This window comes from Pseudomonas sp. KK18, from assembly GCF_037094675.1.
Classification (GTDB): domain Bacteria; phylum Pseudomonadota; class Gammaproteobacteria; order Pseudomonadales; family Pseudomonadaceae; genus Aquipseudomonas.
Genome location: NZ_CP146605.1, coordinates 5,401,898 through 5,425,888 on the forward strand (window position 1 = coordinate 5,401,898; position 23,991 = coordinate 5,425,888).

Genomic DNA, 23,991 nt, shown 5'->3' on the forward strand with positions numbered 1-23,991 from the left:
CAGACCTTATAAATGAGTGGAAGCGCCCGCGGCAGCGTAGTTCTGGTAGCTGTTCATCGTTTTTGCGATCTGCGAAATCTTGCTGGCGTAATCCGGGTCGGTTGCATAACCGGCTTTTTGCAACTCGCGCACAAACTGTTCCGGGTTGTCGGCTGATTTCACAACTTCTTTATAGCGATCATTGCTTTGCAGCAACGTGACCAGGTCATGGAAGCTGTCCTGGTAGGAATTGTAGGAACGGAACTGCGCCGTCTCCTTGACCATCGCGCCATCGCGAAACTCGCTGGTGATCGCCCGGGCCTGTTCGCCCTGCCAACTCTGGCCGGCCTTGATACCGAACAGGTTGTGGCTGCTGGTGCCATCCTCGGCACGCATCACCGATTTACCCCAACCGGTTTCCAGGGCGGCCTGGGCCACCAGGTAGCGTGGGTCGACGCCAATCCGCGCGGCGGCCTGCTTGGCCATCGGCAACATGGTGGCGACAAATTCATCCTGCGAGCTGAAGGCTTTCTTCGCCGGTGCCAGCGGTGGCTGGGCGACGGCGCGGCCGTAAACCTGCATCTGCCCGCGAGGCGGTATGGCGGCAAGGCTGCGGGCGGTGCTGTTGACCACGCCATCATCGGCAGCGCTGTTGCGCAGCGGCGCGGCCTTGGCGGCAGTGGTAGCCTCGGCACCCGGCAGGATGCCGGCCAGCAGGCGATCCGTCAGCTTGCTGGGCAACGAGATGCGTCGCTGGTTCATCAGCGCCATGTCGTTGGCGTGGGAGTTGGTGCCTTCAGGCACCGCCACGCGGTACGCCCACAATGGCCGCTGACCATTGCTGCGGCCCAGCGGGCCATCGGCCTTGGTACCGGCGGCAATTTCAGTCGGCACATCCACCTTCTTCGCGGGCGCAGCCGGGCCTTGCAAGGTGGCCGCCTGGGCGTCCACCGGTTTGTTCTTCTGCATCTGGCGCAGCAGCACGTCCGCCAGGCCGATACCACCGCCCTCGCGAGACAGGGAAACCGCCAACTGCTGGTCGTACATTTCCTGGTACTGCTTGGCCGCCGGGGTATTCAGCGGGTTGTCCTTGCCCAGGGCTTCGGTGGCCGAACGCATGGACTTGAGCATCTCGCCGAGAAACAGCGACTCGAATTCCTGCGCGACCTTGCGCATGTTGCCGTCGCTGTTCTTGTCGCCGACCTTCAACTGGTTAAGCCGGTTGAGGTCGGAATAGGAACCCGAATCCGCCGTGCTGGTCAGGCCGCTCTTGCGCATGTCCATGGCCATGGCGTCAGATCACGATCAGGTCGGCTTGCAAGGCGCCGGCCTGTTTCAATGCTTCAAGGATCGCCATCAAGTCGCCGGGCGCTGCGCCCACTTGGTTCACCGCACGGACAATCTCGTCCAGGGTGGTGCCGGGGCCGAACTTGAACATCGGCTTGGCTTCTTGCTGGGCATTTACCCGCGAGCGGGGTACCACGGCAGTCTGGCCGTTGGACAACGGGCCAGGCTGGCTGACGATCGGGTCTTCGGTGATGGTCACGGTCAGGCTGCCGTGGGTCACGGCCGCTGGCGAAACCTTGACGTTCTGGCCGATCACGATGGTGCCGGTCCGCGAGTTGATGATGACTTTCGCCACCGCCTGGCCCGGGTCAACCTCAAGGTTTTCCAGCAGGGACAGGTAGTCCACACGCTGGCTTGGGTCCAGCGGTGCCGTCACACGAACCGAGCCGCCATCGATGGCCTGGGCCACGCCCGGGCCGAGCAGCTCATTGATCTTGTCGACCACGCGCTTGGCGGTGGTGAAGTCAGAGCGATTGAGGTTCAGGGTCAGGCTGTTGCCCTGGTTGAAGCCGCTGGGCACGGTGCGCTCCACCGAGGCACCACCGGGAATCCGCCCGGCCGACGGCACGTTGACGGTGATCTTCGAACCGTCGCGGCCTTCGGCATCAAAGCCACCCACCACCAGGTTGCCCTGGGCAATGGCGTAGACGTTGCCGTCGATACCTTTGAGCGGGGTCATCAGCAAGGTGCCGCCGCGCAGGCTTTTCGAGTTACCCATGGACGAGACGGTGATATCGACCACCTGCCCCGGCTTGGCGAACGGCGGCAAGTCAGCGCTGATGGACACCGCCGCGACGTTCTTCAACTGCACGTTGCCCGAGCCCGGCGGTACCTTGATGCCGAACTGCGAGAGCATGTTGTTGAAGGTCTGCAGGGTGAACGGGGTCTGGGTGGTCTGGTCACCCGTGCCGTTAAGCCCCACCACCAGGCCGTAGCCGATCAGTTGGTTGGACCGCACGCCGGAAATGCTCGCGATGTCTTTCAAGCGCTCGGCCTGGGCGCCTGCGCTCAGGGCCAGCAGCAACATCGCAGCCATCAGCTGTTTGAAGTTCAAAGTGATCACCTAGAAAGGGAACAGCGGGCTAAGGAAGAAACGGTCAAACCAGCCCGGCTGACTGGCGTCAGCAAACGAACCCGTACCCGAGTAGGTGATGCGTGCATCGGCAATCCGTGTCGACGGCACGGTGTTGTCGGTGGAGATATCGTCGGCGCGAACCATGCCCGCAATGCGCACCAGTTCGTCACCGGTGTTGAGGGTCATCCACTTCTCGCCGCGTACGGCAATGATGCCGTTGGGCAGCACGTCGGCCACGGTCACGGTGATCGAGCCGGTCAGGCTGTTGCCCTGCCCTGCCGCACTCTTGCCGTTGGTGGCGCGGTCGCCGCTGTAGCCGGCGTCCAGGCTCAGGTCACCGCTGCCCAGCGGGTTGTTGGTGTTCGGTACACCGCCAAACAATGAAGTCAGGCCGATGCTGGTCTTGCTGGTCTTGCCGATCTGCGAGTTGGCGTTCTTGCTCGCCTGGGTCTTCTCGTTCAGCGTGATGGTGATGATGTCACCCACCCGGAACGCCTTGCGGTCGCTGTACAGGTTCTGTTCGAACCCGGCCTGGTAGATCGAGCCATTATTGGCGGCCGCCGGCAACGGCGTGCGCGGCAACACCGGCGCATAGTACGGGTCATTGGGCTTAGGCGTCGGGGCGACACAGCCCGCGAGCACAGCAATCCCACTCAATGCCAGAACAGAAACATAGCGATTCATGACCCATACCTCACGGTGTTGCAGGCGCCTTCAAGGGCGCCCCATAGACTTGATTACAGATTCTGCGTTACGAACGAAAGCATCTGGTCGGCGGTGGAAATCACCTTGGAGTTCATCTCGTAGGCGCGCTGAGTGGTGATCATGTTGACCATCTCTTCAACGGTGCTGACGTTGGATGTTTCCAGGGTGCTTTGCAGGGTGGTACCAAAACCGTTGAGGCCCGGGGTGCCGATTTGCGGCGCGCCGCTGGACGCGGTTTCCAGGAACAGGTTGTTACCGATCGCCTGCAGGCCGGCCGGGTTGATGAAGTCGGCGGTTTGCAGGTTGCCGATCACCTGGGACGCCGGGTTGCCGGCCACGGTGATCGACACGGTGCCGTCGTTGCCGACGGTGAAAGTCTGGGCGTTGTTCGGCACGACAATCGCCGGCTCCAGCGCGAAGCCATTGGCGGTCACGACCTGGCCGTTGGAGTCCAGGTGGAACGTACCGTCACGGGTGTAGGTGGTGGTGCCGTCCGGCTGCAGGATCTGGAAGAAACCCTTGCCGTTGACTGCCAGGTCCAGCGGCTGGCCGGTCTGCTGCAGGTTACCGGCGCTGAAGTTCTTCTGGGTGCCAACGATTGCCACACCGGTACCCAGTTGCAGGCCCGACGGCAATTCGCTGTCCTGGGTCGACTGGGCGCCAGGCTGCTTCTTGATCTGATAGAGCAAGTCCTGGAACTCGGCGCGGTCACGTTTGAAACCCGTGGTCGACACGTTGGCCAGGTTGTTGGAAATGGTGGTCAGGTTGGTGTCCTGAGCGGACAGGCCTGTCTTGGCAACGTATAGAGCCGGAAGCATGTTCTTCTCCTTCGTGCGCCTGTTTTATGGCGCCGCGCTACAAAAATTAGTGTGTGGCTGCTATCAGCTCATCGCCAGGACGCGGGTCATGGCCTGGTCGTCTTCTTTGGCGCTGTTCATCATCTTGATGTGCAATTCGAACTGCTTGGACAGGGCCAGGACTGCCGTCATTTCTTCGACGGCGTTCACGTTGCTCGCCTGCAGGAAGCCCGACGTCAGCTTGACGTTGGCATCGGCCTGGGCCGGCTGGCCATCCTTGGTGTGGATGGTGCCGTCGAGGCCCTTGGTCATGTTCTTGAGGTCGGGCTGCACCAGCTTGATCCGGTCCACTTCAGCCATCACCCGCGGGCCTTCGCCCATGGCGCGGATGCTGATGGTGCCGTCCTGGCCGACTTCGATCTGCTGCTGGGGCGGCACGGCAATCGGGCCGCCGTTGCCCATGATCGGCATACCGTTGCCGGCCCGCAGCACGCCCAGCGCATCGACGTTCATGCTGGCGCTGCGCACGTAGGACTCGCCGCCATCCGGGTTTTGCACGGCCATCCAGCCGTCGCCGCTGACGGCCACATCGAGGTCACGGCCGGTTTCAATCATCGCGCCAGGGGAAAAGTCCGTGCCTGGGCGCTCGGTCAAGGCAAAGGCCCGCGCCGGAAAGCTGTCACCGAACACCGGCATCGAGCGCGCCTGTTCCAGGTCACGCTGGAAACCATTGGTGGAAACGTTCGCCAAGTTGTTGGCGTGGGCCTTCTGCGCCAGTGCATTCTGGCTGGCGCCGGTCATTGCCACGTAAAGGTACTTATCCACGCTCTTTCCTCTTTCTGACGGACGCTTGCCGCCCACCGCTGTACTGATGAGGCTTAAGCAATTTGCGAACCAACTTTTTGAAATGAGGGAAAGTCCAGGCGGGGCGGGGGTTTGCCGGCAGGTGGCAGCTGAGGGCAGTAGGAAGAGAGTCGAAAAAACGGCGGACTTATGCCGCTAACGGCAAGTGCAGGTATCAAGACCGACAAAGAACCCATGTGGGAGCGGGCTTGCTCGCGAATGCGGAGTGTCAGTCACCGGATAATTCGACTGACCCACCGCATTCGCGAGCAAGCCCGCTCCCACAGGTTTAACCGCGTTCGGCTTTGACGACTTCGTAGTCCCGCAACTTGTTGGCAATAGTGGTGTGGGACACGCCCAGCCGCTTGCCCAACAGACGGCTGCTGGGATGTTCTGTATACAACTGCGCCAGCACGGCCTTTTCAAAGCGCCCGACGATCTCCTCCAACCCGCCTTCCAGGGAAAAATCCCCCAGCGGCTGGCGCACGCCATAGTCCGGCAGGCGAATGTGCTCGGCCTTGACGGTGCCGCCCTCACACAGCGAAACCGCCTGGAACAGCACGTTCTCCAACTGCCGCACATTCCCCGGCCAGTGGTAATGGCTGAGGCGTTCCATCGCCGCCGGTGCGAGCTTGGGCAGCGGGCAGCCGATCTGCCGGCTGGCCTGATCCAGGAAGTGCTCCACCAGCGGCGGCAAACCGTCGAGGCACTCGCGCAGCGGCGGGATATGCAGCGAGAGCACATTGAGACGATGGTAAAGGTCCTGGCGGAATTCGCCCCGGGCGCACAGTTCGGAAAGGTCCACCTGGGTCGCGCAGATCACCCGCACATCCAGGTACACCTCTTCATCACTGCCTACACGGCGAAAGCAGCCGTCCTGCAGAAAGCGCAGCAACTTCACCTGCAACCGCGCGCTCATTTCGCCGACGCCGTCGAGAAACAACGTACCGCCCGCCGTCAGCTCCAGCAGTCCCAACTTGCCCTCCGCCCTCGCCCCTTCAAAGGCGCCGGGACCATAGCCGAACAACTCGGTCTCGGCCATGGACTCGGGCAAACCGGCGCAGTTGAGCGCCATCAACGGCGACTGGCCGCGCGGGCTGGCCAGGTGACAAGCGCGGGCCAGCAACTCTTTGCCGGTGCCGGTTTCGCCTTCTATTAATAGAGGCGCATCCAACGGCGCCATGCGCCGAGCCTCACGCACCACGGCGGCCATGACCCTGGAGCTTTGGAAAATGCTGTCGAAGCCGCGCAGCTCCTGCTTGCGCACATTGTAGATACGCTCACCCACCCGGTCGGCGCGGTGCAGGGTCAGTACGGCGCCGGCCATGGCTTCGCTGTCGTCATGCTCGGAGGATTGCAGCGGCGCAATATCGGCCAGGAATACATCGCCCTTGACCTTGACCCGCAGGCCGTTGATTCGAGACTTGCTGGCCCGTACCAGTTCCGGCAAATCGAAATCTTCGGCGTAGCGCGACAACGGAATGCCCGGCACCTCATCCACCCGTACTCCGAGCAACTGCGCCGCCGCGCGGTTGGCCGCGACGATGGAGCCACCCATGTCGATGGACAGCACCGGAAACTCCAGCGCCCCCAGCAGCGCATTGAGCTCCATATGCCGACGCTCGCTGGGCATCAGCCCTACCCGCTTGACGCCAAATACCCCGGCAATCGCCTCGAACTGCGGGCGCAATGCCTGGAACTGCAGGTTCACCAGGTTCGGGCAATAGAGGTAGATGGCGTTGCCGTGCTCGCCACCGACCTCGCCCTTGGCAACGTTCACGCCGTACTCCACCAGCAGGTTGAGGATGTCCCGCAGGATGCCGATGCGGTTCTGGCAATGCACTTTGATACGCATGAGAAGGCCCGAAGAGGTGGAGTCGCTGCGTCTTTTTGCCGCCGGCCGCAGATAATCGTCAAGATTATGTGACAGCTGCGAGACGATTCACACCCAAAATACGCCACAGGGAGAACGAATCGCTTCATCCGTAACGAAAACTTTACGAATCTCAGTAACTTTTCCTACAAAAGCGTGGCACAGGAGGATGGCTTCCTGGCCCAGGCGGCGTATCAATAGGCTCATCCCAGGACATAACAAGAACGAATGCCTAGCAGGAGAGCAGTATGAAGCAGACGCAGTACGTGGCCCGCGAGCCCGACGCGAACGGTTTTATCGACTATCCGCCCGAAGAACACGCGGTGTGGAACACCCTGATCACGCGCCAACTGAAAGTGATCGAGGGCCGCGCCTGCCAGGAATACCTGGACGGCATCGACAAGCTCGGCCTGCCCCACGACCGCATTCCACAGCTGGCGGAAGTCAACAAAGTGCTGGCCGAGACCACAGGCTGGCAAGTCGCCCGGGTGCCGGCGCTGATCCCCTTCCAGACTTTTTTCGAATTGCTCGCCAACAAGCAGTTTCCGGTGGCGACGTTTATTCGTACCCGTGAAGAGCTGGATTACCTGCAGGAACCGGACATTTTTCACGAGATCTTCGGCCATTGCCCACTGCTGACCAACCCCTGGTTCGCGGAATTCACCCACACCTACGGCAAGCTCGGCCTGGCCGCCACCAAGGAACAGCGCGTGTACCTGGCGCGCCTGTACTGGATGACCATCGAGTTCGGCCTGGTGGACACGCCCGAAGGCCGGCGCATCTACGGTGGCGGCATCCTGTCTTCGCCCAAGGAGACCGTGTACTGCCTCTCGGACGTGCCCGAGCATCAAGCCTTCGACCCGCTCGAAGCGATGCGCACGCCGTATCGTATCGACATCCTGCAACCCGTGTACTTCGCCCTGCCCAACCTTAAGCGTCTGTTCGAAGTGGCGCAGGAAGACATCATGGGCATGGTCGAACGCGGGATGCAGCTGGGGCTGCACGCACCGAAGTTCCCGCCCAAGCCAAAAGCGGCTTGAACTGCGGCTTTTAGGGCCAGGTGAGTCTGTTCCCTGGCCCCGCGTTGCTTTAGGGTGACGCTACTGACGACCGTTTCCAAATACTCGATTTCAGGAATACCCACATGACCACGTTGAACCAAGCCCACTGCGAAGCCTGCCGCGCCGACGCCCCGCAAGTCAGCGACGAAGAGTTGCCGGTGCTGATCAAGCAGATCCCCGACTGGAACATCGAAGTACGCGATGGCGTGATGCAGCTGGAAAAGGTCTTCCTGTTCAAGAATTTCAAATTCGCCCTGGCCTTCACCAACGCCGTGGGCGCGATCTCCGAAGCTGAAGGCCATCACCCGGGCCTGCTCACCGAATGGGGCAAAGTCACCGTGACCTGGTGGAGCCACTCCATCAAGGGCCTGCACCGCAACGACTTCATCATGGCCGCGCGCACCGACGAAGTGGCCAAGGATGCCGAGGGCCGCAAGTAATGCATTTCGACGCAATTGGCCGGGTGCCCGGGGACCCGATCCTCGGGCTGATGGAGCTGTATGCCCAGGACCCGAACCCGCTCAAGTTCGACCTCGGCGTGGGCGTGTACAAGGACGACCAGGGCCTGACGCCGATCCCCCATTCGGTAAAACTGGCCGAGCAGCGCCTGGTGGAACAACAAACCACCAAGACCTACATCAGCGGCCATGGCAATGCCGCGTTCGGCAAGCTGATCAGCGAGCTGGTGCTGGGCGCTGGTTCGCCGCTGCTGAGTGAACGCCGCGCTGGCGCCACCCAGACGCCTGGCGGCACCGGCGCGCTGCGCCTGAGCGCCGACTTTATCGCCCACAGCCTGCCCGGCCGTGGCGTATGGCTGAGCAACCCGACCTGGCCGATCCACGAAACCATCTTCGCCAAGGCCGGGCTCAAGGTCAGCCATTACCCGTACGTGGGCAGCGACAATCGTCTGGACGTAGCGGCAATGCTGGCCACCCTGTCGACGGTGCCTGAGGGCGATGTGGTGCTGCTGCACGCCTGCTGCCACAACCCGACCGGTTTCGACCTGTCCCACGATGACTGGCGCCAGGTGCTGAAGATCGTCCAGGAACGTCAGTTGCTGCCGCTGATCGACTTTGCGTATCAGGGTTTTGGCGATGGCCTGGAACAGGATGCATGGGCCGTGCGGCTGTTCGCGGCTGAGCTGCCTGAAGTACTGATCACCAGTTCCTGCTCGAAGAACTTCGGCTTGTACAGCGACCGTGTCGGCGCGTTGATTGTGTGCGCGGCGGACGCCGAGAAACTGACGGATGTGCGCAGCCAGCTGGCGTTCATTGCGCGTAACTTGTGGTCGACGCCGCCGGACCATGGTGCTGCTGTGGTGGCGACGATTCTCGGTGACGCCGGGCTGAAAAAGCAGTGGGCCGAGGAGGTGGAAGCGATGCGGGCGCGGATTGCGCAGCTGCGTTCCGGGCTGGTGGAGGCGTTGGCGCCCCATGGGTTGTCGGAGCGGTTTGCGCATATTGCGGCGCAACGCGGGATGTTTTCCTATACCGGGTTGAGTGCGGACCAGGTGAAGCAACTGCGGGACAAGCACAGCGTGTATATGGTCAATTCCGGGCGTGCGAACGTGGCGGGGATTGATGCGACGCGGTTGACGCTGTTGGCAGAAGCGATCGCGGATGTTTCCCACACCTGACTGAAGAAACCGGCTCCAAATGTGGGAGCGGGCTTGCTCGCGAAGGCGGTGGGTCAGTCGAATTATCTGGTGACTGACACTCCGCATTCGCGAGCAAGCCCGCTCCCACATTTAGACTGAGTGAGTCTGTGAGTCTGTGGGTTTGAGGCTTAGCCCGCGACCATTTCGGCCTTTAGTTGCGCCTCTTTCGCCTGGGCATCCGCCAATCGATACAGCTCGATATGCCCGTCCCAGTGCTCGATCAGCGCCGTGCACGACTCCACCCAATCCCCGCAATTGAGGTAGTCCACCTCGCCCACCTTGCGAATCTCCGCATGGTGAATGTGCCCGCACACCACGCCATGCAGCTCGCGCTTGGTCACTTCGTGGGCGATCGCTTCTTCAAAATCACTGATAAAGCTCACCGCCGTCTTGACCTTGTGCTTGAGGTACGCCGACAACGACCAATAGCCGTAGCCATAGCGCGCCCGCCAGTGGTTCAACCAGCGGTTGAGCGTGAGGGTGAATTCGTAGGCCGAATCGCCAAGGAACGCCAGCCAGCGGTGATACCGGGTGATCACGTCGAACTGGTCGCCATGGATCACCAGCAAATGCCGGCCATCGGCAGTCACGTGCACCGCTTCGTCCACCAACTGGATATTGCCAAGGATCAGCTTCGAATAACGCCGCAGGAATTCATCGTGGTTGCCGGTGACGTAGATCACCTCGGTGCCGCGCTTGCTCATGGTCAGCAGGCGGCGGATCACGTTGGTGTGGGCCTGGGGCCAATACATGCCACTGCGCAGCTTCCAGCCGTCGATGATGTCGCCCACCAGGTAGACCTTGTCGGCGTGGTAGCCCTTGAGGAAATGCGAGAGGTGTTCGGCCTGGCAATCCCGGGTGCCCAAATGCACGTCGGAAATCCACAGGGTACGCACGCGTTGCTTGCGGCTGGGTTTGGCGAGTTCGGCGCTGGTCATGGGCATGCCTCACGGTGTTTTCGCGAGCTTGCGCCCACGGGATTAATAGCCCATGACAGTGTTGCGTCAGTCTGATGACAGCGCCCGCAGGCGGCGAAGCGATGTAAACTGCAGGCCTGCCCAGGAGACTGCGATGAGACCCAACCTCACGCTACGCCACTACCCCGATGCGCCTATCGCCCATAGCCACGACCATGCACAGCTGGTGTTTGGCCTGTCCGGGCACCTGGACTTCGAGGTGGATGGCCGGGGCGGCCAGGTGCAGCACAGCAGTGTGATGGTGCTGCCCTACTCCGCCCATCACGCGTGCCGCAGTCGCGATGGCAGCCGCTGCCTGGTGCTGGACGTGCCCGATGAGCACTGGCTGGCCCAGTCCCTGGGCGAGCATGCCGACGCCAGCCGCCGCTTGCTCGACCGGTGCGCACACCTGACCCTCGACAATCGCCAAAGCCAACTGGTGCAGTGGTTGGCAAGCAGCCCGGTGGACGATCCGCTGATCGCCCAGCAAGGCGCCGTATTGCTGCTGGCCAGCCTCAACCTTGCGCAGCCGCCGGAGGGCAAGCGCCTGCCCTATGCCGCGTTCGATGCGCATATCCAGCGGCACGCCGCGCACCCACTGCAAGTGGCGGACCTGGCGAAGCTCGCCGACCTGTCCGTCGCCCGCCTGCATGCACGGTTTATCGCGGAAAGCGGGCAGACGCCGATGGACTACATACGCACCCGGCGCTTGCAGATGGCCCGCGGCCTGTTGCGCGACAGCCAGCTGCCGATCGGCGAGATTGCCGCGCGGGTGGGCTATGGTTCGCAAAGTGCATTTGCTGCGGCGATGTTGCGCGAGTTTGGCCTCTCGCCCCGAGCCTTCAGACGAGCACCGCCCGGTGTGGGAGCTGGCTTGCCTGCGATAGCATCACCGCGCGCTATCTGAACGACCGAGTTGCCTGCATCGCAGGCAAGCCAGCTCCCACAGGGATCTTCACCAAGCAAGAGTCCTGCGACAAAAGCCGCGAGCCCAACGACAGACGCGAATGCCTGCAACCCTCTAGACTGCGATCCTGTAAACCCGTCGTTTAAGGATCGCAATGACTCCCCGCACAGCCCTCGGCGCCCTGCATATCGGCGCATTGATGTTTGGCCTCACTGGTGTGTTCGGCAAACTGGCGGCCGCTTCGCCGGCGATTATCGTGTTCGGCCGCGCCGCGTTCGCGGTCATTGCCCTGGCGATCTTTGCGCGCTTTGCCAGCAACACGCCCTGGCAGAAGCTGCAAGCCCGCGACTGGCGCCGCCTGCTGGTCAGCGGCCTGCTGCTGGCCGGGCATTGGGTGAGTTTCTTTATTGCGGTAAAGGTCGCCGGTGTGGCCATCGCCACCCTGGGCTTCGCCACGTTCCCGGCGTTCACGGTGATTCTCGAAGGCTTGATTTTCCGCGAGCGGATTCGCGCCAACGAGATCCTGCTGGTGGTGCTGGTGAGCATCGGCCTGGTGCTGGTCACGCCGGATTTCAATCTCGCCAGCCAGGCCACCAGCGGCTTGTTGTGGGCGGTCGGCTCCGGGTTGTTGTTCTCGCTGCTGTCGCTGAACAACCGCGCCAGTGGGCGCATCCCGCCGGTGCAGGCCGCCTTGTGCCAGAACGTGGTGGTAGCGCTGTGCCTGTTGCCCGTCGCCGCGCCCGGGCTGGCCGAAGTGCGACCAGTGGACTGGCTGTGGATCGGTCTGCTCGGGGTGTTCTGCACCGGCCTGGCCCATAGCCTGTTTGTCGCCAGCCTCGCGGTGCTCAAGGCGCGCACGGCGGCGGTGGTGTTTGCCATGGAGCCGGTGTACGGCATCACCGCGGCCTGGCTGCTGTTTGCTGAAACGCCGACCCTGCGCATGCTGATGGGCGGCGCGCTGATCATCGTGGCCATCGTGGTGTCCGGGCTGATGGGCGGCGCCAAACCGGCCAAGCAGCCGGCCACCACGGCCGAGGTTCATTGAGTACGGTCGTTATGCCCCAGGTCCCGTTGCGGGTCGATCTGGTCACGTACCCGTTGCTTGAGCACCTTGGCTTCCGGGAAGCCCCCGTCGGCCTTGCGTTCCCAGATCTGCACACCGTCGCAGGTAATCCGAAACGCACCGCCGGTGGCCGGCTCCAGGGCCACTTTGCCGAGGTCATCGGCGAACGTGCTCAGCAGTTCCTGGGCCAGCCAGGCGGCGCGCAGCAGCCACTGACACTGGGTGCAATAGGTGATGACAATCTCGGGCTTGGCCGCTGACATGAATTGACTGGCTCCTGCTTGGCGGGTTGAAAGGATCGAGTGGCTATAATACCGGCCTTTATCGTCCTGCCTTGAGATTGATGATGCGCCGCCTGTTGTCCTGCCTGTTGCTGTGCCTGTTCCCTGTCCTCGTCCAAGCCGTCGAAAATCCGCGCCCGAAGATCGGCCTGGTCCTCTCCGGCGGTGCCGCCCGTGGCCTGGCGCACATTGGCGTGCTCAAGGCCCTGGAAGAACAGGGCATCCACATCGATGCGATTGCCGGCACCAGCATGGGTGCGGTGATCGGCGGGCTGTACGCCTCGGGCTACAAGATCGACGAGCTGGAAAAACTCGCGCTGAACATCGACTGGAAGCTCGCCCTGTCTGACGCGCCACCGCGGGAAGACGTGCCATTCCGGCGCAAGCAGGATGACCGGGATTTCCTGGTCAAACAGAAACTCAGCTTCCGCGACGACGGCAGCCTCGGCCTGCCACTGGGGGTGATCCAGGGTCAGAACCTGGCCTTGCTGCTGGAAAGCATGTTCGCCCACACCAGTAACGTGCGGGATTTCGACAAGCTGCCGATCCCCTTCCGCGCCGTGGCCACCGACATCACCAGTGGTGAAAAAGTGGTGTTCCGCAAAGGCCACCTGCCCCAGGTGATCCGCGCCAGCATGTCGATCCCGGCGGTATTTGCCCCGGTGGAACTGGATGGCCGGCTGCTGGTGGATGGCGGCATGACCGATAACATCCCGCTGGATGTGGCGCGGGAAATGGGGGTCGACATCGCCATCGTCGTCGACATCGGCACCCCGCTGCGCTCACGCAAGCAACTCAACACCGTGGTGGACGTGCTCAACCAGTCCATCACCCTGATGACCCGGCGCAATTCCGAAGAACAACTCAAGGCCCTGGCGCCCCGCGACGTGCTGATCCAGCCGCCCCTGGCCGCCTACGGGGTGACGGATTTCGGGCGCGCCAAGGACATGATCGACGCGGGCTACCGCGCCACCCGCGCACTCGACGTGCGCCTGGCGCACCTGCGCCCGGCCGAACCGGTGGACCCGTCGCTGGTGGCCGCGCGAACGCCCGGCGAGCGCAACCCGGTGATCACCGCAATCAAGGTAGAGAACGACTCCAAGGTGGGCGACGAGGTGATCCGCTACTACATCCGCCAGAACCTCGGCGAGCCCCTGGACCTGGCCCGCCTGCAAACCGACATGGGCACTCTGTACGGCCTGGATTACTTCGAACAGGTGCAATACCGCGTGGTGAAAAAGGGCAAGGACAACACCCTGGTCATCAGTGCCCGGGGCAAACGCAGCGGCACCGACTACCTGCGCCTGGGCCTGAACCTGTCGGATGACATGCGCGGCGACAGCGCCTTCAACCTCGGCGCCAGCTACCGCATGAACGGCATCAACCGCCTCGGCGCCGAATGGCTGACGCGGGTGCAGATCGGGGACAAGCAGGAGCTGTACAGCGAGTTCTATCAGCCGATGGACACCGGTTCACGCTACTTCGTCGCGCCCTATATCAGTGCCCAGGCGCAGAACGTCGAACTGATTGAAGACAATAACCCGATCTCGGAATACCGCCTGGAACGCTACGGCTTCGGCCTGAACGTGGGCCGGCAGATCGGCAACAGCGGCGAGATTCGTTTCGGCGTCGGCGAGGCCTGGGGCAAGGCGGATGTGCGCATTGGCGACCGGAATTCACCGAGCATCAACTTCAGCGAGGGTTTCTATGAGCTGAAGTACTCCTTCGACTCGTTCGACAACGTGTACTTCCCCCATACCGGCGAAGACATTGGCCTGGCCTTCCGGGAGTTCGAACCGGGGCTGGGTTCGGACCAGCGCTATCGCCAGTGGGAGTTCAAGCTGGACAAAGCCATGAGCAGCGGGCCGGACACACTGATCCTCGGCGGGCGCTATGGGCGCACCCTGGATAAGTCGGACGTGGTGATTTCCAGCTTTCTGCTGGGGGGCGCGCGGCAGCTGTCGGGCTTCCGGGAGGATGCGATTGCCGGGCAGAACATCAGCCTGATGCGCGCGGTCTACTATCGCCGGCTGACGCCGCGGTCTTATTTGCCGCTGGATTTCCCGTTGTACCTGGGCGCGTCACTGGAGCGAGGGCGGGCTTGGAACAACGACAATGAATACGACAGCGGGTACATCAACGCCGCCAGTATTTTCCTGGGGTTTGATACGCCGCTGGGGCCGTTGAATTTCAGTTATGGGTTTAACGATGACAGTCAGCAGGCGGTGTACCTGAACCTGGGGCAAACCTTCTAGCTACGCCGCAAAACCCATGTGGGAGCGGGCTTGCTCGCGAAGGCGGTGTGTCAGTCAGCACATGTATTCACTGACACTCCGCCTTCGCGAGCAAGCCCGCTCCCACATTTTTGATCTTCTGTGTACTTGGGGTCAGGACTTCTCGAGATTTCCGAGGATGTGTTCATGCACCCGCATGCACACCCGCAGATCCTCTTCATCAACCCCCACAAACAGCTCATGGCGCAAGGCCGTGGCGATGGTCTCGATCTGCTCGATCAGCGGCTTCGCGGTGTCGCACAGCACGATGCGCTTGGCGCGGCGGTCTTCCACCACGGCCTGGCGTTGCACCAGGCCCTGGCTTTCCAGGCTGTCGAGCAAACGGGCCAAGGTGGGCCCCTCTACCCCGACACTCTGCGCCAACTCACGCTGGGTAGGCGGTTCGGTAAAACGGGCCAGGTGCAGCAGCACCAGCCAGCGTGCCTGGGACAGGCCCAAACCTGCCAAGCGGCGATCCAGCTCGGCACGCCATCCTCGGGACATATGCGCCAACTGCATGCCAAAACGGTGTTGATCGGTTAACGGCATAAAAAACTCATGGATTAGACTGAAAATAAAGTGTGGCTAATTATTAGTCAGCTAAGCATGACCCATGCCAGTAGGCAAGACCCGGTATGTACTGATTCGTTACATTGTCGTAATTGGCACATCAAATCTCGAATTCCGACTGCAAAGCGGCCCTTACGCAGTACAAAACGCCCTCGGGAACGCGGCCGGTAAACAGCGGCGCAATCTCGGAAACGGGTGGCAATTCGCCTTCTCCATCCAGGAATGCATCCTGGATTTCACCGAGCAAATCTTCCGGCAGATCAAGGGCCTGCTCCAACGACAACTGCTGCTTGCCAATGGACTCGGCGAGCAAGGTGTAGACGTTCTTTTCCGAGCACTGCAGCTGCCCGGCAATCTGGATCGGGGTCATGCCGGCACGGGCGAGGCTGATCAACTCGTGGCGGATGTCGGCGACCTCTTTCGGCGCCTCGACCTGGCCGCCGAGCACTTCGAGGAAGGCCTGGCCATAACGCTCCAGCTTGCGCGCACCGACGCCGCTGACCCTGGCCATCTCGCCGAGGGTAGTGGGATGGTCGCGGAGCATTTCCAGCAAGGTGGAGTCCGGGAAGATGACGTAAGGCGGCACGCTGTGTTCCTGCGCCAACTTCTTACGCAGCGCGCGCAGGGCTTCCCACTGTTCGCGCTCTTCGAAACGCACCAGTTGGCTGGCCTGGCTGGTGCTGCTCTTGGCGGTGGTTTGCGGCTTGAGGTCGCGGCGCAGCTCCAGGCTGACTTCGCCCTTGAGCAGCGGCCGGCAACTGTCGTTCAGGCGCAGGCCGCCGTAGCCTTCCAGGTCGATGTCCACCAGGCCACGGGCGACCATCTGCCGGAACAGCGAGCGCCACTCGCCTTCGGCGCGGGCCTTGCCCACACCGTAGACCGAGAGTTTTTCGTGGCCGAAGCTGCGAATCTTTTCATTGTCCTTGCCCAGCAACACGTCCACCAGGTGGCCGACGCCATAGCGCTGGCCGGTGCGGTAGATCGCCGACAACGCCTGGCGCGCCGGCTCGGTGGCGTCCCAGGTCTGCACGCCGTCCACGCAGTTGTCGCAGTGGCCGCAGGGCTTGGGCATGTCTTCGTCGAAGTAGGCGAGCAAGGTCTGGCGACGGCAGCGGGTTTCTTCACACAGCGACAGCATCGCGTCGAGCTTGTGCTGTTCCAGGCGCTTGTGGCGCTCGTCGCCTTCGGAGTTCTGCAGCATCTGCTTGAGCATCACCACGTCTTGCAGGCCGTAGACCATCCACGCATCCGCCGGCAGGCCGTCACGGCCGGCACGCCCGGTTTCCTGGTAGTACGCCTCGAGGGATTTGGGCAGATCCATATGGGCCACGAAGCGCACGTTGGATTTGTCGATGCCCATGCCGAACGCGATGGTGGCGACCATGATCAGGCCTTCCTCGTTGAGGAAGCGCTTCTGGTGGTAGGCCCGCAGTTCGTTGGGCAAACCCGCGTGATACGGCAGTGCCGGGTAGCCTTGTTCACTGAGGAATGCGGCGACCTCATCGACCTTCTTGCGCGACAGGCAATAGACAATGCCGGCGTCGCTGCGCCGATCGGAGAGGAACGCCAGCAACTGCTTGCGCGGCTGTTCCTTGGGCACAATGCGGTAAAAGATATTCGGCCGGTCGAAGCTCGAGAGGAAGCGCTCGGCGTTCTGCAGGTGCAGGCGCTCGACGATTTCTTCGCGGGTCCGCTTGTCGGCGGTGGCGGTCAGGGCGATGCGCGGGACGTTGGGGAACAGTTCCGCCAGCTGGCCCAGTTGCAGGTATTCACGACGGAAATCGTGGCCCCATTGGGACACACAGTGGGCTTCGTCGATAGCGAACAGGGCGATTTCCAGGCTCTGCAGGAACGCCAGCATCCGTGGCTGCACCAGGCGCTCGGGGGCGAGGTAAAGCATCTTCACTTCGCCGCGCTTGATCCGGGCAGCGAGGTCGCGCTGCTGTTCGGCGCTGAGGGTGGAGTTCAGCGAAGCAGCCGCCACGCCGAGCTCTTCAAGGGTGGCCACCTGGTCGTCCATCAGGGCGATCAACGGTGACACCACCACCGCAAGCCCTTCCCGCAGGAGTGCCGGTACCTGGAAGCACAGCGACTTGCCGCCGCCGGTAGGCATCAGGACAAGGGCATCGCCGCCGTTGGCCACGCGCTCAATGATCGCACCCTGGCGGCCACGAAAACTGTCGTAGCCGAAGATGTCCTTGAGGACGCGTTGAGCCTGCTCGAGCATGAAAAACTCCAAATATCGCCGAAATCCCTCTGTACAGGCTGGTCGAAAAAGCACGCTTGAGCGGGAAATAATCCGTAAGCGAACTTTTCCCGCGACTGGCGCTTGGCCTGCAGGGGCATCACAAAACGCGGCAGTATACCCGAGCGTTACCCGGCAAAGGGTGCCGTTGGTGAATTGCCGCCGGGCTCAAATACCTCTCAAATCTGTGCTGCGGCTGGCCTGGCAGCTCAAGAAAGCCTAGAATTGCCCATCGTTTATTCCCAAGGTAGTCCGTCAATGTCCTTCGCTGAGCAACTAACCCGCCTGCAAGCCTTCCTCGATGCCGATGAGCTGCACGACGAGGCGCTGGACTACGTGGCCGCCCACGGCTATCTGACCGCGCTGTCGATCTGCTCCGATGTCGTTCCCGACCGTGAATGGATCGACGCCCTGTTCTCCGAAGAGCCTCACTACAGTGATGCCGCCCAGCGCGAAGAAATCGAATCGACCCTGCTGGCCCTCAAGGCTCACATTGGCCGCCAACTGGCTTCCGATGAAGAGTTCGAACTGCCTTGCGACCTGGACCTGGGCGAAGACCCGGACGACTCCGAACTGCGCGGCTGGTGCATCGGTTTCATGGAAGGCGTGTTCCTGCGTGAAGAGGCCTGGTTCGAAACGGCTGAAGAAGAAGTCAGCGAAATGCTGCTGCCGATCATGGTCGGTTCCGGCCTGTTCGACGAGCAACCTGAGTTCTCCGACATCGCCGCCGACGCCAACCTGATGGACGACATGATCGTTCAGATCCCGGAAGCGCTGACCGCCCTGTACCTGCTGTGCAACGCACCTGACGAAAAGCCGGCGATCCTCAAGCCTCGCCACCACTAAGACCGTTGCCCGTGGCGCCCATGGGCAACCGTTCCGTGATCCTGCGTTACGTTCTGCTGGCCATCGGCTGGTTGAGCGTGGCGCTCGGGGTAATCGGCATCTTCCTGCCGGTGCTGCCCACTACCCCCTTCCTTCTGCTGGCTGCCGCCTGCTTTGCCCGTAGCTCCCCGCGCTTCTACCACTGGCTGGTGGAACACCCGCGCCTGGGGCCGTGGATCCGTGACTATCTGGATGGCAACGGGATTCCGCTCAAGGGCAAGGTGTATGCCATTGGGTTGATGTGGGTGAGTATCGGGTTTTCCTGCTACCTGGTGCCGCTGATCTGGGCGCGAGGGTTCATGCTGACCAGTGCGGTGTTGGTGACGGTTTATATTTTGCGGCAGAAGACCTTGCCCAAGGCACCGCAGGACTAAATGTGGGAGCGGGCTTGCTCGCGAATACGGTGGATCAGTCAGCACATGTATCGGCTGACACACCGTATTCGCGAGCAAGCCCGCTCCCACATTTTTAATCCCGTCGCTTCAGAGGGATCAACGCATCGGCGGCAAGCCATACGCCGCCAAATCAAAGTCAGCCAACTTGCGAATAATCTGGTCGGCATGGTGATACTTGCTGTCCGCCATCGCCTCATCCGGCACCGCAATCGCGGTCATGTGCGCAGCCTTCGCCGCTGTCACGCCAAACGGCGAATCCTCAAACACCAGGCAATCCTCTGGTGCCACACCCAAGCGGCGCGCCGCCGTCAGGAAGATATCCGGCGCCGGCTTGGCCGCCCCGACCTCCGGGTCATCCGCCGTGACGATAGTGTCGAACAGCCCAAACCACTCACGGTGCAACGTGGTCTTGTGGCCAAACGAATTGCGCGACGAACTGGTGCCCACAGCAATCGGAATGTTATGCGCCTTCAAGTGCCGCACCAGCGCCTCAGCGCCCGGCATGCCCAAGGCCTTGGGGAAACGCTCGCTCATCAGCGGCTCGCGGATCACCAGGAATTCTGCGGGGGTAATCGGCAGGTCCAGCGCCTTGACCACGTAATCCGCCAGGTCCTGGGCGCCGCGACCAATGATGTGCTGCTTGATCCCCCAGTCATAGGTACGGCCATAGCGTTCGGCGATGATCTGTGTGACTTCGGTGTAGATGCCTTCTGTGTCCAGCAACAACCCGTCCATATCGAAAATGACAGCCTTGATCGGGACAGCGGTACGCGGTGCATTCATCACTACAGATCCGTGGGCAAAAGGACTAAAAGGATTCAGCACAATAACGGCCAGCGTTACCTGCAAGCAACCGTTACGGCCTTGTGCCGAATCCAGTCAGTGCTTCACTCGGGAAAATCCGCCCCCTCAGTTACCTCAGCCCACGCATCAAAATCCGCACTCAACGCCTTCACCTTGGTCCGCGCAAAGGTCAACGCAGCCTTGCCCAGCAACAGGCGCAATGGCGGTTGCTCAGCCTCCACCGCCTTGACGATGGCAATCGCCGCGCGCACCGGATCACCCGGCTGCTTGCCGCTGTAGTTGCGAACCATATTGGCCCGTGCCACCGCCGTTTCCTTGTAGTCGGCAATCCCGTGAGCCGCCTCGTTGGCCGAACGCCCGGCCCAGTCGGTGCGGAACGGGCCCGGCTCGACCAGCAACACCTTGATCCCCAACGGCGCGACTTCCTGGGACAGCGCCTCGGAAAGGCCCTCCACCGCAAACTTGGTCGCATTGTAGAAACTCAGCGACGGGAACGCCGCCACACCGCCCACCGAGGAAATGTTCACGATGCTGCCCGAGCGCCGGGCGCGCATGCCGGGCAAGGCCGCGCGGGTCATGGCGCTCAAGCCCCACACGTTGATTTCGAACATGTTGCGCACGTCATCCAGGTCGCTTTCTTCGAAGGAGCCGAAGTAGCCGACACCGGCGTTGTTGACCAGTACGTCGATATGGCCGAAACGTTCTTCAGCCGCTTTGACAGCCGCCTCGACCTGGGCCTGGTCGGTAACGTCCAGCGTCAGGACCAGGGCGTTTTCTTCGTGACCGGCAACGATGTCTTGCACCTGCTGCGGATTACGCGCGGTGACCACGGTCGGGTAGCCGAGGCTCAGGGTGTGCAACGCCAGCTGGCGGCCGAAACCGGTGGAGCAGCCAGTGATGAACCAGACGGGTTTTGCGGTGGAAGTCGTCATAAAGGGCCAATCCTCGTGTGTGTAGGAAAAGTATGCGCGCCGCTGTTCTTGCTAAAAAGATGCATAATCTGCAAGGCCCTTTCGGAAATACCACACAATGGACACGCCCGATGTTCAGCAGTTGCGACTGTTCCTGCAGGTCGCCCGCTCGAAAAGCTTCACCCAGGCGGCCGACGCCAGCAGCCTGTCGGTGTCGACCGTCAGCCATCGCGTGCGCGCCCTCGAGAAACAGTTGGGTGTGCAACTGCTCAACCGCACCACCCGCAGCGTCAGCGTGACAGAGGCCGGCGAGCAGTTGATCCAGAAGATCACGCCGCTGCTGGAAGAACTGCAAACCAGCCTGCACAGCGTAGCAGCGGCGACGGTCGACGCCGCCGGCACCTTGCGCCTGAACATTCCCTCCACCGCCAGCCGAATGGTCCTGCAACCGTTGCTCCAGCGCTTCCTGCGCAAATACCCGGGCATCAACCTGGAAGTGGCGGTGGACAACAGCCTGGTGGACATCGTCGCCCAGGGTTTTGACGCGGGCATCCGCTACGACCATGTGCTGGCCGAAGACATGGTGGTGGTGCCGGTGGCGACGCAGTTGCGATTCGTCATCGTCGCCACGCCGCAGTATTTGCAGGGGCGCAAACTGCCCACTCATCCCCACGACTTGCTCGAGCATGAGTGCGTCAACTACCGCAGTGCGCAGACCGGCTCGCTGCACCGCTGGGACTTTGAAAAAGCCGGCAAGCAGATGCGGGTTACGGTAAAAGGCCGGCTGGCGACCAACGATGTTGAATTGATGGTGCGCGGTGCGCTGGACGGGTTTGGCTTTGCCTACGTGGCGCGCTCCAGCGTCGAGCAGTACCTGCAACGCGGTGAGTTGGTGGAGGTGCTGGACGACTGGATTGCCCACAGCGCGCTGTATTTGTATTACTTCAACCGTACGAACACGCCGAAGAAATTGCGGGTGTTTATCGAGTTCCTGAAGGAAGAATTCGGGACCTGATCCATTCAAAAAGCGAACCCAATCATGCTCTACCGCTTCGCCGCCGACGGCCTGGTGCTGTTTCATTTGTCGTTCATTCTGTTCGTGCTGTTTGGCGGTTTGCTCGCCCTGAGATGGCGGCCCGTGATGTGGCTGCACTTGCCCGCTGCTGCCTGGGGCGTTGCGGTGGAAGTGTTCCACCTGCCCTGCCCGCTGACACGCTGGGAAAACCTGTTTCGCCACCTGGCCGGGCAGGACGGTTATGGCGGCGGGTTTATCGAGCATTACATCCTGGCCCTGATCTACCCGGCCGGGCTGACGCCGCAGATTCAATTGGGGCTGGGCGCGCTGGTGCTGTTGATCAATATCGCGGTGTATGTGCGGCTGATCAGGCGCGCTTAGGCAAGCAGCCGATACCCACCAATGTCGCCTCAACCGCCTCGTCCAAAGGCGTGTGCGGTTCACTGCCCAATATCTGTACGAGGCGGCGGTTGTCCATCCGCACCTCGGTTTGCCACAGGTAACGCATTTCCTGCATCTCGCGGAAGGTGGTGACAAAGGGCGCGGCCAGTTTCAGCAGCCACCACGGGAAAGCACGTACAGAAGGCTGTTGGCCGGTCCTGCGTGACACCACCCGCTGAATCGCCTGGCTCATCTGCCGACCATCGGCATCTATGTGCCCCGCCATATGAAAACGGGCGAAGGCATCAAGGCTGTCGCGGCGTGCAATCAACTCGACCATGGTCCTCGCCACATCAGGCAGGTAAGCCCACTGATGCCCCACGCCCGGCGCCCCTGGATAGCTCACGTTGGCCACCGGTTTTGCGGGCTTGACCAGGCCTTGGGAAAACCAGCTGCTGCCGGCCTTGGCGCCGAAAAAATCGCCTGCCCGCACGATCAACACCCGGGCGCCCTGCTGGGTCGCCTCAAGCAAACGCTGCTCCATCTCCACCCGGATCGCGCCCTTGCGGGTAAGTGGATGCTGCGGCGAATCTTCCTCCAACCGCGCGAATGCATCAGGCCCGAAGTTGTACACCGTGCCCGGCAAGACAATCGTCGCCCCTTCCGCGACTGCCGCCGCGATGCTGTTGTCGATCATCGGCAGCACCAGCTCCGCCCAGCGCTGGTAACCGGGCGGATTCACCGCATGCACGATCACCGAACAACCCCGGGCCGCTGCGACGACTTCCCCACGGTTCAGCGCATCACCTTTTATCCAGGTGAAATCGGCATTCTGCTTGTGAGCCTTATCCACATCCCTAGTCAGGGCGCACACCTGCCAGCCCGCAGCGAACAACTGCCGTGCCACCTCACCACCAATCCCGCCTGTCGCGCCCATTACCAGAACCTTGTTCATGCTTTTTCCCCTGAGGGTTGTGTGATGGGGCGATTCTGTTCGCCGGCGAGCTATAGAGGAATTGCCGAAGATCATCCAGACGCTATACATTTATGCATGGCATCAAATATTGGTTGGGAGCTTTACCGGTCGTTCCTCGGGGTACTCAAGGAAGGATCGTTGTCGGGGGCCGCACGGCAGCTCGGCATCACGCAGCCCACGGTCGGGCGGCACATCGCTGCGCTGGAAAAATCCCTCAACGTGGTGCTGTTCACCCGCTCCGCCAGCGGCCTGTTGCCCACGGCGGTCGCCCTCACCCTGCGCACCCATGCCGAAACCATGGAAACCACCGCCGCCGCACTCGAGCGCGCCGCGTCGCCCCAAGGCCCCGAAGTGCGCGGCGTGGTACGAGTGTCTGCCAGCGAAGTGATCGGCGTGGAAGTCCTGCCGCCGATCATCACCCGCCTGCGCCAACAGCACCCGCACCTCAAGGTCGAACTGGTGCTGAGCAATCGCCTGCTGGACCTGCTGCAACTGGAGGCAGACATCGCTGTGCGAATGGTCCGACCCAGCCAGGAACAACTTCTGGCGAAAAGGATCGGCGTTATTGAAGTCGGCCTGCATGCGCGCAACGACTACCTGCAACAACATGGCATCCCCCAGAGCCTGAATGATCTCTCAGCTCATTCAGTCATCGGCTACGACCAGGAAAGCGCCTTCATCCGCAGCCTGGCCGTCAAAGGCTTCGAGCGCAGCGCCTTTTCCCTCAGCAGCGACAGCGACCTCGCACAACTGGCCCTGATCCGCGCCGGTGCCGGTATCGGTGGCTGCCAGGTCAAACTGGCCCGGCAAGACGCCCGCCTGAGCCGAGTGCTGCCGGACGCATTTGCCCTGCAACTGGACACCTGGGTCACCATGCACGAAGACCTGCGCAACAGCCCGCGCTGCCGCGTCACCTTTGACGCCCTGGTGGCCGGTTTGCAGCATTACGTACAGGATTGAGACAGCTTCGCTGGTGAAGAATCAGAGTCCCT

General features: G+C 62.0%; 24 protein-coding genes. 11 read left to right on the forward strand and 13 right to left on the reverse strand.

Going from position 1 to position 23,991, the window contains the following annotated elements; translation table 11 throughout:
- Window positions 1-6: 6 nt before the first annotated feature.
- The 6 genes from flgJ to V6607_RS24240 form a co-directional block, all read right to left on the reverse strand.
- The gene (flgJ, locus tag V6607_RS24215; protein WP_134327112.1) at window positions 7-1,269 is read right to left on the reverse strand and encodes a flagellar assembly peptidoglycan hydrolase FlgJ; all 1,263 of its coding nucleotides are present in this window, start codon (window positions 1,267-1,269) and stop codon (window positions 7-9) included.
- A 4-nt stretch (window positions 1,270-1,273) separates the two neighbouring features.
- The gene (locus tag V6607_RS24220) at window positions 1,274-2,362 is read right to left on the reverse strand and encodes a flagellar basal body P-ring protein FlgI (RefSeq protein ID WP_032899355.1); all 1,089 of its coding nucleotides are present in this window, start codon (window positions 2,360-2,362) and stop codon (window positions 1,274-1,276) included.
- A 27-nt stretch (window positions 2,363-2,389) separates the two neighbouring features.
- Complete coding sequence (flgH, locus tag V6607_RS24225) at window positions 2,390-3,085, reverse strand: flagellar basal body L-ring protein FlgH (RefSeq protein ID WP_003214607.1); 696 nt, start codon at window positions 3,083-3,085, stop codon at window positions 2,390-2,392.
- 53 nt (window positions 3,086-3,138) lie between these two features.
- Entirely contained in the window at window positions 3,139-3,924 is a 786-nt protein-coding gene (gene flgG / locus V6607_RS24230) for a flagellar basal-body rod protein FlgG (RefSeq protein WP_003214609.1), read from the reverse strand.
- Window positions 3,925-3,987: 63 nt separating this feature from the next.
- Complete coding sequence (locus tag V6607_RS24235; protein WP_003214611.1) at window positions 3,988-4,728, reverse strand: flagellar basal body rod protein FlgF; 741 nt, start codon at window positions 4,726-4,728, stop codon at window positions 3,988-3,990.
- Between the two features lie 307 nt (window positions 4,729-5,035).
- Window positions 5,036-6,601 carry a sigma-54-dependent transcriptional regulator gene (locus V6607_RS24240; RefSeq protein ID WP_134327113.1) on the reverse strand — a complete coding sequence of 522 codons (1,566 nt, stop codon included), beginning with the start codon at window positions 6,599-6,601 and terminating at the stop codon, window positions 5,036-5,038.
- A 266-nt stretch (window positions 6,602-6,867) separates the two neighbouring features.
- Here V6607_RS24240 and phhA point away from each other — a divergent pair, with 266 nt between their 5' ends.
- The 3 genes from phhA to V6607_RS24255 all read left to right on the forward strand — a co-directional run bounded on the left by phhA (window position 6,868) and on the right by V6607_RS24255 (window position 9,316).
- Entirely contained in the window at window positions 6,868-7,659 is a 792-nt protein-coding gene (phhA, locus tag V6607_RS24245) for a phenylalanine 4-monooxygenase (protein WP_003214615.1), read from the forward strand.
- A gap of 104 nt (window positions 7,660-7,763) precedes the next feature.
- Window positions 7,764-8,120, forward strand: a complete 357-nt coding sequence (locus tag V6607_RS24250) for a 4a-hydroxytetrahydrobiopterin dehydratase (RefSeq protein ID WP_010166022.1) — start codon at window positions 7,764-7,766, stop codon at window positions 8,118-8,120.
- Window positions 8,120-9,316 carry an amino acid aminotransferase gene (locus V6607_RS24255; protein WP_134327114.1) on the forward strand — a complete coding sequence of 399 codons (1,197 nt, stop codon included), beginning with the start codon at window positions 8,120-8,122 and terminating at the stop codon, window positions 9,314-9,316. Before V6607_RS24250 ends, V6607_RS24255 begins: the two co-directional genes overlap by 1 nt.
- A gap of 149 nt (window positions 9,317-9,465) precedes the next feature.
- Here the strand turns inward: V6607_RS24255 and V6607_RS24260 are convergent, their stop codons facing one another.
- Window positions 9,466-10,275 (reverse strand): UDP-2,3-diacylglucosamine diphosphatase, encoded by an 810-nt coding sequence (locus V6607_RS24260; RefSeq protein WP_003214618.1) that lies wholly within the window; start codon window positions 10,273-10,275, stop codon window positions 9,466-9,468.
- Between the two features lie 133 nt (window positions 10,276-10,408).
- On the opposite strand from V6607_RS24260, the gene V6607_RS24265 reads away from it, so the two are divergent.
- The gene (locus tag V6607_RS24265; protein ID WP_134327115.1) at window positions 10,409-11,200 is read left to right on the forward strand and encodes an AraC family transcriptional regulator; all 792 of its coding nucleotides are present in this window, start codon (window positions 10,409-10,411) and stop codon (window positions 11,198-11,200) included.
- Window positions 11,201-11,354: 154 nt separating this feature from the next.
- A complete protein-coding gene (locus V6607_RS24270) occupies window positions 11,355-12,245 on the forward strand; it encodes a DMT family transporter (protein WP_102369680.1) in 891 nt (296 codons plus the stop codon).
- On the opposite strand, the gene V6607_RS24275 is transcribed toward V6607_RS24270, so the two are convergent.
- Window positions 12,239-12,526 carry a SelT/SelW/SelH family protein gene (locus V6607_RS24275; protein WP_003214624.1) on the reverse strand — a complete coding sequence of 96 codons (288 nt, stop codon included), beginning with the start codon at window positions 12,524-12,526 and terminating at the stop codon, window positions 12,239-12,241. The genes V6607_RS24270 and V6607_RS24275 overlap by 7 nt on opposite strands.
- Before the next feature lie 83 nt (window positions 12,527-12,609).
- On the opposite strand from V6607_RS24275, the gene V6607_RS24280 reads away from it, so the two are divergent.
- Entirely contained in the window at window positions 12,610-14,799 is a 2,190-nt protein-coding gene (locus tag V6607_RS24280) for a patatin-like phospholipase family protein (protein ID WP_003214625.1), read from the forward strand.
- Between the two features lie 132 nt (window positions 14,800-14,931).
- Here the strand turns inward: V6607_RS24280 and V6607_RS24285 are convergent, their stop codons facing one another.
- Entirely contained in the window at window positions 14,932-15,366 is a 435-nt protein-coding gene (locus tag V6607_RS24285) for a MarR family transcriptional regulator (protein WP_004371158.1), read from the reverse strand.
- A gap of 121 nt (window positions 15,367-15,487) precedes the next feature.
- Window positions 15,488-17,614, reverse strand: a complete 2,127-nt coding sequence (gene recQ, locus V6607_RS24290) for a DNA helicase RecQ (protein ID WP_004371161.1) — start codon at window positions 17,612-17,614, stop codon at window positions 15,488-15,490.
- Between the two features lie 276 nt (window positions 17,615-17,890).
- On the opposite strand from recQ, the gene V6607_RS24295 reads away from it, so the two are divergent.
- On the forward strand, window positions 17,891-18,478 hold the full coding sequence (locus V6607_RS24295; RefSeq protein WP_004371163.1) for a YecA family protein: 588 nt from the start codon (window positions 17,891-17,893) through the stop codon (window positions 18,476-18,478).
- A gap of 20 nt (window positions 18,479-18,498) precedes the next feature.
- Window positions 18,499-18,891 carry a YbaN family protein gene (locus V6607_RS24300; protein WP_004371165.1) on the forward strand — a complete coding sequence of 131 codons (393 nt, stop codon included), beginning with the start codon at window positions 18,499-18,501 and terminating at the stop codon, window positions 18,889-18,891.
- 117 nt (window positions 18,892-19,008) lie between these two features.
- On the opposite strand, the gene V6607_RS24305 is transcribed toward V6607_RS24300, so the two are convergent.
- Both V6607_RS24305 and V6607_RS24310 read right to left on the reverse strand, forming a co-directional pair.
- A complete protein-coding gene (locus tag V6607_RS24305) occupies window positions 19,009-19,695 on the reverse strand; it encodes an HAD-IA family hydrolase (RefSeq protein WP_004371166.1) in 687 nt (228 codons plus the stop codon).
- A gap of 104 nt (window positions 19,696-19,799) precedes the next feature.
- The gene (locus V6607_RS24310) at window positions 19,800-20,648 is read right to left on the reverse strand and encodes an oxidoreductase (protein WP_087692746.1); all 849 of its coding nucleotides are present in this window, start codon (window positions 20,646-20,648) and stop codon (window positions 19,800-19,802) included.
- Window positions 20,649-20,745: 97 nt separating this feature from the next.
- Here V6607_RS24310 and V6607_RS24315 point away from each other — a divergent pair, with 97 nt between their 5' ends.
- Window positions 20,746-21,642, forward strand: coding sequence for a LysR family transcriptional regulator (locus tag V6607_RS24315; protein ID WP_134327116.1), 897 nt, complete (start codon window positions 20,746-20,748; stop codon window positions 21,640-21,642).
- Window positions 21,643-21,666: 24 nt separating this feature from the next.
- A complete protein-coding gene (locus V6607_RS24320; protein WP_087692747.1) occupies window positions 21,667-22,023 on the forward strand; it encodes a DUF2784 domain-containing protein in 357 nt (118 codons plus the stop codon).
- On the opposite strand, the gene V6607_RS24325 is transcribed toward V6607_RS24320, so the two are convergent.
- Window positions 22,010-22,978 (reverse strand): SDR family oxidoreductase, encoded by a 969-nt coding sequence (locus V6607_RS24325; RefSeq protein ID WP_134327117.1) that lies wholly within the window; start codon window positions 22,976-22,978, stop codon window positions 22,010-22,012. The two genes, V6607_RS24320 and V6607_RS24325, sit on opposite strands and share 14 nt — an antisense overlap.
- A 96-nt stretch (window positions 22,979-23,074) precedes the next feature.
- Between V6607_RS24325 and V6607_RS24330 the strand changes: the two genes are divergently transcribed.
- Window positions 23,075-23,959, forward strand: a complete 885-nt coding sequence (locus V6607_RS24330; RefSeq protein ID WP_087692749.1) for a LysR family transcriptional regulator — start codon at window positions 23,075-23,077, stop codon at window positions 23,957-23,959.
- Window positions 23,960-23,991 lie beyond the last annotated feature (32 nt).